Genomic DNA, 6728 nt, shown 5'->3' on the forward strand with positions numbered 1-6728 from the left:
CGTGACCGCTGAACCGGATCTGCGCATCCACTTCCTCGACCACCTGATCCCGCGTGCCACCCCCGGCGACTACCGGGTCGTGGTCAAGAACACCCTCAGCGACCCCGGCGGCGAAGTGGACGCCCAGGACAAGCTGCTCCCGTCCGAGGAGACCTTCGAGATCAAGGCCGTCCGCTTCGTACTCAGCGAAGCGTCCGTCCACGCCTACTACCCGCCGCGCGAGAGCACCGGCGCCTACACCAGGACCCTGCCGCACATCACCCTCAGCCGGTCGATCCTGCCCTGGGAACGCAACCTCGCCGGAACCCGCGCCGAGCAGCCTCCGGCCCGCCCGCCCTGGCTCGCCCTGCTCGTCTTCGGCGAGAACGAACTGCCCGACGACCCCGCCGCGTCCGGGGACACCGTGCTGCGCACCGTCGAGGAGCTCCGCAACCCTGCAGAGGCGGGGGTCAAGGGCCCGAACCTGCCGTCCGGCGGCGTCGACGAGGCTGAGGCCCGGAGCAAGTGCCAGACCATCGACGTCCCGGCGGACCTCTTCAACGCGGTCGCCCCGCGCGACGAGGAGATGTACTACCTCGCACACGTCCGCAAGGTCGTCGACGCGAACAAGACCCGGGCCGACGGCGAAGTCCTCGAAGAAGGGGAGTACGCGGTCGTCAACGCCAACCGCTTCCCCCACAACCCCGGCAACTACGCCGTCCACCTCGTCTCCCTCGAAGGCTTCGAGGGCCGCCTGTCCGGCACCCTGCCCGGCGGCACCACGGCCGTCCGCCTGTGCTCGCTGCACAGCTGGAGCTTCACCAGCAGCGAAGGGCCCGCCGCCGACCCCGGAGCGCTGCTGGAGAACCTCGTCGCCCCCGGCGCCGCGGACCCCGAAAACCTCGCCCTGCGGCTGCCGGTGACCGCACCGGTCACCGACGACCCCGAGGACGACTACGTCCGCGACCGCCTCGCACTCGGCTACACCGCCGTCCCGCAGCTGACCCTCTCCGGCGAACGCACCTTCGCCTGGTACCGCGGCCCTGCCACGCCGGTCACCGCGTTCGACGTGCCCACCGAGCACAGCCCCGGCCCGCACACCACCTCCGACCACGCGCTCATCTACGAGCCCGAGCACGGCATCTTCGACGTCAGCTACGCCGCCGCCTGGACCCTGGGCCGCGCCATCGGCCTGGCCGACCCCGAATACACCACCACCGTCAGCCGGGCCCGCCGCGAACTGGCCAACCGGGCGACGACGTTGATGGCGCTGGCCGCGGATCCGGCGCGATCCTCGGTCGACCCCGACGCCCCGCCCACCCTCGGCGCGCTGCGCGAACTCGCCTCCGCCCGCTTCCGCGAGCAGCTCAGCACCGGCCTCAAGGGCCCTCAGCTCCCGGACGACGCCGGCCGCAGGACCCCGCAGCCGAGAGTGACACGTACCCGGGCGAGGGCCATGCTCGCGGACGAGCGCGCCCTCTCCCTGCTGCGGACCACCGCGGAACGCGACGCCGGGGCCATCGCCGCCTGGCAGGCCCGCCTCGGCCTGCTCCAGGGCGTGCCGTTCCACCACGTCGTGCCCGACCCGCGGATGCTGCCCCTCGAATCCCTCCGGATGTTCCGCCTCGACCAGGGCTGGCTCGACGCGCTCGTCGCCGGAGCCGCCGACGTCGGCGTGCACACCTCCGTCGACAGCCGCCTCGCCCCCGAACTCAACCGCGCCACCGCCCGCGCGAACAGCGCGAAGGGAGCCGCCGGCGGGCTGCTCATCCACTCCGAACTCATCCCCGCCTGGCCGGACATCAAGATCACCGCCTACCTGGAGGACGGCACCGTCCTCACCGAACTGCGCCGCGCCACACCGGACAAGAGGATCCTGCTCGTCCTGTGGGACGGCGTTCCCGACAAGGTCGTCCTCCGCGAACCGGGACAGGGCATCCACTACGGCATCGACTCGGGGAACCGGCTCGGCCTGCGCAGCCTGGCCGCCGACCCGCCGATCGGCACCCCGCTGGAGACCTACTACCCGGCCACCGGCGACCTCTTCGACCTCCATCTGCGCGGCGACCCGGACACCGGACCCGCGGTGCTCCAGATGTTCGGCACCGGCGGCCTGGTGCCCGCCCTGGCCCGGGAGTTCGGTCTCACCGACCTGGATCCCGGACAGCTGGCCCTGGAACTCGTCAACGCCCCGCTGGAACAGGAAATCCTCAGCCCCACCGGCACCGCTGCCCGGACGGAGACCGCCTGATGAGCGCCACGGACCTGATCGTCCCCGTCAAGGTGAACGCCCTTGTCGTCAACCGGCTGACCCGCACCGCCGAGACGTTCAACCGGTGGACACCGAACTTCGACGCCATGATCGAGGAGGGCGCGAGCGCGGAACCGCCCCCCGGGGTCGGCACCGAGACCATGGGCCCGGACAGCGAAGGCGTTTACGTCCACTGGCAGCTGCCCGAGGCGCTGGCCAACGGGCACTACGACCAGGCGACGGGGGAGACGACCTTCCCCTTCGTCCCCAACCGCTGGCTGGTCGTGCGCTACAGCACCACAGCGGCGGCGGACCGCAAAGCCGTCGGGTGGATCGTACAGAGCGACTACCTGGAGAGCCGCCCGGTCCAGGACGCCGACGGCAACGACATCTACGGCACCAACAAGCACCCGAACCCCGACTCACCGGAGGGCGCTCCGCTGGAGCTGACCTTCCTCGGCCGCCGCCACGACCTCACCCAGGCGCCGTGGACCGAACCACCCGCCCAGAAGCCACACCTGACCGCGGCCGGGCCCGGACTGCCCGGTTTCGCGGCCTACCAGCCCTACAACAAAGACGTGTTCTCCATCCACGACACCCTTGAGGACCTCAAAGGCGACCTGGACAACTACCCGCCCGACGCGACGCTGAGCTATTTCGTCGTCGGCTGGTACAGCGACGACTCACTCGACTACCTCAACCACGCCGCGTCCGTGCCCGGCCTGCTCCCGCCGGACGCGGACGGGACGGCTGACCTCCTCGAAGCCCTCGGCTGGAACGTCCCCGACGGCACCGCCGCCGACGCCCTGGACCGGACCCTCTACAGCGGCTTCGCGCTGGGAGTCGACTGGCAGCGCGAAGGCGCCACCCACGAGTCCGACAAACCGAGCAACATCGAGCTCAGCAAGATCCTCACGCTGGGCAGCAGCAGCGCCGAAGCCCTCGGCCGGCTGGCCGCCCGCCAGACCCGGTCCGCGCGCACCGGGGACCTCGTACGCTCGCTCTTCCACGGCACCCTCGAAACACTCGACACCGCCGACGGCGAAGAGGACCTCGACACCCTCACCCATCACTCCTGGTTCTCCGGCTCCGACGGCGGCCATGTGTGGAAGGTGACCGCGCGCCCCGTCGAAGGCGACGACGAGCTGCCGCCCCCGCCGCCGGAACCCGGGTGGCTGACCGAACTCAACGATGTCCAACGGCAGTACGACGACCTCACGCCCAGACTCCGCCGCTCCCAGCAGCGCCTGTGGAACATCTGGTGGCTGCGCAACAAGCCGGTTCCCCCGTTCACCCCTGAGCACCCCGCGGGGTTCGACGCCGCAGCTGACGTCCAGCTCAACGAGAGCGATGCGACGAGTCTGGCCGGGCGGACCAAGGCTTTGCTCGATGAGCAGTTCGTGCTGTCGAGGCAACTGCCCACCGGCGGCACTCCGGAAGAACTCGCGGCCGACATCGCGCAGTACGCGACCGAACGCGGACTCGACCCGCGCTACCAGCTGGAGCGCACCGCCCGCGAGTCCTACTACCGCCCCGCCGACCCGGTCGTGCTCATCAAGGACACCGGTGCCAAGGAACCCCTCACCCGGGACACCCCGCTGCCCTGCCGCCTTCCCGAGGCCCTGATCACCCGGATCACCGTCGGCGGCACGACCTACGACCGGCCCACCACTCCGCCCAGCCCCGGACTGGCCGGACTCCCCGACGCCTGCACCCCGCTGCTCGCCGAGTTCGCCCTCCTGGACCAGGTGGCCCGGGTCCCCGGCGCTCTCGACGCGGCGCTCAAGGACCCCGCCGCCGTCACCGGGCCCGTCCCCGAGCACACCGCGCTGTGGCAGCAACCCTGGCTGCCCATGCACCTCGAATACGAACTGAAGTACTGCCCCACGCCCTTCCAGGCCGGCGACACCACCTACTGGACCTTCAACGGCAGCCGCTACGAATGGTCCGGCCGGGGAGCCCAGCCCGGCGGCGGCGAAGCCAACCTGCGCTGGCTCACCTTCAAGAACCGGGCGTTCCTCACCCCGAGCGCGCCGTACGTCCTGCAGAAGCAGATCGACCGCTACCTCGACACCTACTCCGGCGCCCCCGCCGAAGGCCTGCTCGCCCTGCGTGAGGAACTCGGCGACCCCGGAATGCTCTCCCAGCGCCTCGACGGCTTCCACGACTGGCTCGTACAGCAGGACGGCACCGCCAGGACCACCGTGCACGTCCCCGAGGCCACCGCCCGGCTCGTCGGCGACATCCAGAGCGTCCCGGAAGGCGGCCCGCTCGAACCGCCCGCCGACGACCCCGGAACACCGTTCCAGCCGGTCCGCGCCGGCCAGTTCACCTTCCACGACCTGCGCATCGTCGACCGCTTCGGCCGCACCTACGACATCGTCAACAGCGGCAACCACGAACAGGTCTCCCTCACCCTCGCGGAGAGCGTTGCCCCTGACAACATCCTGCACGAGGACCTCATCGGCACGGCCCGCTTCGTCCAGCTCGGCCCGCGTCTCCTCCAGGGCGCCCGACTGCGGCTGGAGACCGTACGCGCCGTGGACGGACAGCGGCTCTCGCCGATGGCCCGCGCGGCCACAACGGAAAACCCCCTGGCCGGCTGGCTGCTGCTCAACCATCTCGACCAGACCCTCGTCGTCCACGGACCCGACGGCGTCTGTCTCGGCGAACTCCGCGTCGTCAAAGACATCGACGGCGCGGACGACAGCGTGTGGCTACCGCTCCCGGGCTCCCCCCACCCCGACGTCGACGCCCAGGAGTTCGAGGACGCCATGCCGCACCTGGCCCGGTTCGTCCGCACCCTCAAGGACAAACCCGCCGCCGCCCTCACCGGTCTGCTCGACACCATCGACCAGACCCTCGACACCATCCTCGACGACGCGGCCCAGGAGGACGCCTCTCCACTGCGGCTCATCGGCCGCCCGCTAGCACTGGTGCGCGCCGATCTGGGCGTCGAACTCGAAGGACCGCTGCTGAGCAACCCGAGCTGGGACCAGGTCCTTGGAGAGTCGGAGGAGGAGTACGACGGCTACCGCTGGCCGGTCCGCCTCGGCAACGAGAAACGGCTCGGCGACGGCCTCATCGGATACTTCGCCGGGGCGACCGGACCCGACCAGGAGACCTCGTACGACCTCTTCCACGCGGTCATGCCGCAGGGCGGCGGAGGCTATCTCACCCCGATCGACAAAGGCCACGGCCTGGCCGTGCCCGCGCGCACCCCGGACCAGCCGGTGACGCACCACCTGACACTGCTGATGGATCCGTACGCGGCGGTGCACGCCACCACGGACATCCTCCCGGTGACCAAGGTCCAGCTGCCCGACGACCTGGTGTCCGAGGCGATGCGGCGGATCCGGGCGTCCTTCCGGCTCGGCCCACTGCTCGCGGCCGAGCGGGTCGACAAGGCCGAGGAAGCCCGGCGGGCGCGGGCGGAGGCGGAACCGACGGAGGCAGGCGTGGTGCTGCCGCAGCCCGCGTCGTGGCACGGAGCGTGGACTTGGGCCGAGCCGCGCGGGTCGGAGACCGAGTGGGTGGAGCTGCCGATCGTTCCGGCTGATCCCGCGGCGCACTTCGGCGATCCGCAGGCGGAGGCCCGGTACGGATACCTGCTGCTCGACGCGACCGAGACGTCCTGAACCTCCGTCAACAGAAAGGCTGTTGCATGAGCGTCGTCATGGTGAACGCCACCAACCTGCTGCCGTACGAACCGTCGACCGACCCGAAGCCGCTGCGGGTCAGCTCCGCCGAGGAAACCGAATCCGGCTCCGTCAACATCAATGTCGGCGGCGGCATCACCACGCCGGCCTGGTGCAACAAGATCACCGTCCGGGTGCCGGTCGGCGCGGGAGCCGAGCACCTCACCACCGAAGGCGCCGACATCAAGACCGGCGCCAGCACCGGCTGGACGCCGTCCGCCCCCACCGTCTCCGGCGGCTTCGCGGTCATCACCTTCACCCCGGCCCGCGCGGTGCAGTTCACCGGGCAGATCGTCACCCTCACCCTGTCCAACATCACGGTCAACCGCACGGCGGGTCAGGTCTCCATCGAGATCATCGAGAGTTCGTCAAGGACGAACGGGAGCTTCACCAACAAGGAAGCTGCGGTCGAGGTGGACAAGTTCCCGGCCGGGTTCGTGTTCCGGAATTTCGCGCCCGAGAAGATCATGGTGGAGAACGGTGAGGTCGCCGTGCTCCGCTGGGAGGGCTCGGACGCGAAGTACACGATGCACTGGGGCGACACCCCCGCCGGAGTCCCCCTCGACAAGGAACGTGTCTGGTCCACCCCGCGCGGCCTGACCACCGTCACCGGCTTCATGCTCCGCGCCGAAGTCACAGCCGGTGGCGTCACCCTCACCCACACCCTGACCACGGCGGTCACCGTACGCATTCCTGACCTCGTCGTAAGGAACCTCACCGTCCAAGGCCCGGCCACATTCGCCGACAGCGTCAGCCTCAGCAACACCGCCAAGGACCTGACGGTCGCCGGATCGGTGCGC

General features: G+C 70.5%; 3 protein-coding genes. All 3 read left to right on the forward strand.

What is annotated here, in order from left to right:
• The first annotated feature begins 1 nt into the window (after position 1).
• Positions 2–2230, forward strand: coding sequence for a hypothetical protein (locus HDC93_RS13590; protein ID WP_185010512.1), 2229 nt, complete (start codon positions 2–4; stop codon positions 2228–2230).
• Entirely contained in the window at positions 2230–5868 is a 3639-nt protein-coding gene (locus HDC93_RS13595; RefSeq protein ID WP_185010514.1) for a hypothetical protein, read from the forward strand. The genes HDC93_RS13590 and HDC93_RS13595 overlap by 1 nt, the downstream gene beginning before the upstream one ends.
• Positions 5869–5894: 26 nt before the next feature.
• The coding region (locus HDC93_RS13600; RefSeq protein ID WP_185010517.1) for a hypothetical protein at positions 5895–6728 on the forward strand (834 nt) is incomplete at its 3' end.

Source organism: Streptomyces sp. AK010, from assembly GCF_014207295.1.
Classification (GTDB): domain Bacteria; phylum Actinomycetota; class Actinomycetes; order Streptomycetales; family Streptomycetaceae; genus Streptomyces; species Streptomyces massasporeus.

Excerpts from the sequence above, each read along its gene's own strand:
- HDC93_RS13595 (WP_185010514.1), top strand. The coding sequence starts at position 2,230 with ATGAGCGCCACGGACCTGATCGTCCCCGTCAAGGTGAACGCCCTTGTC.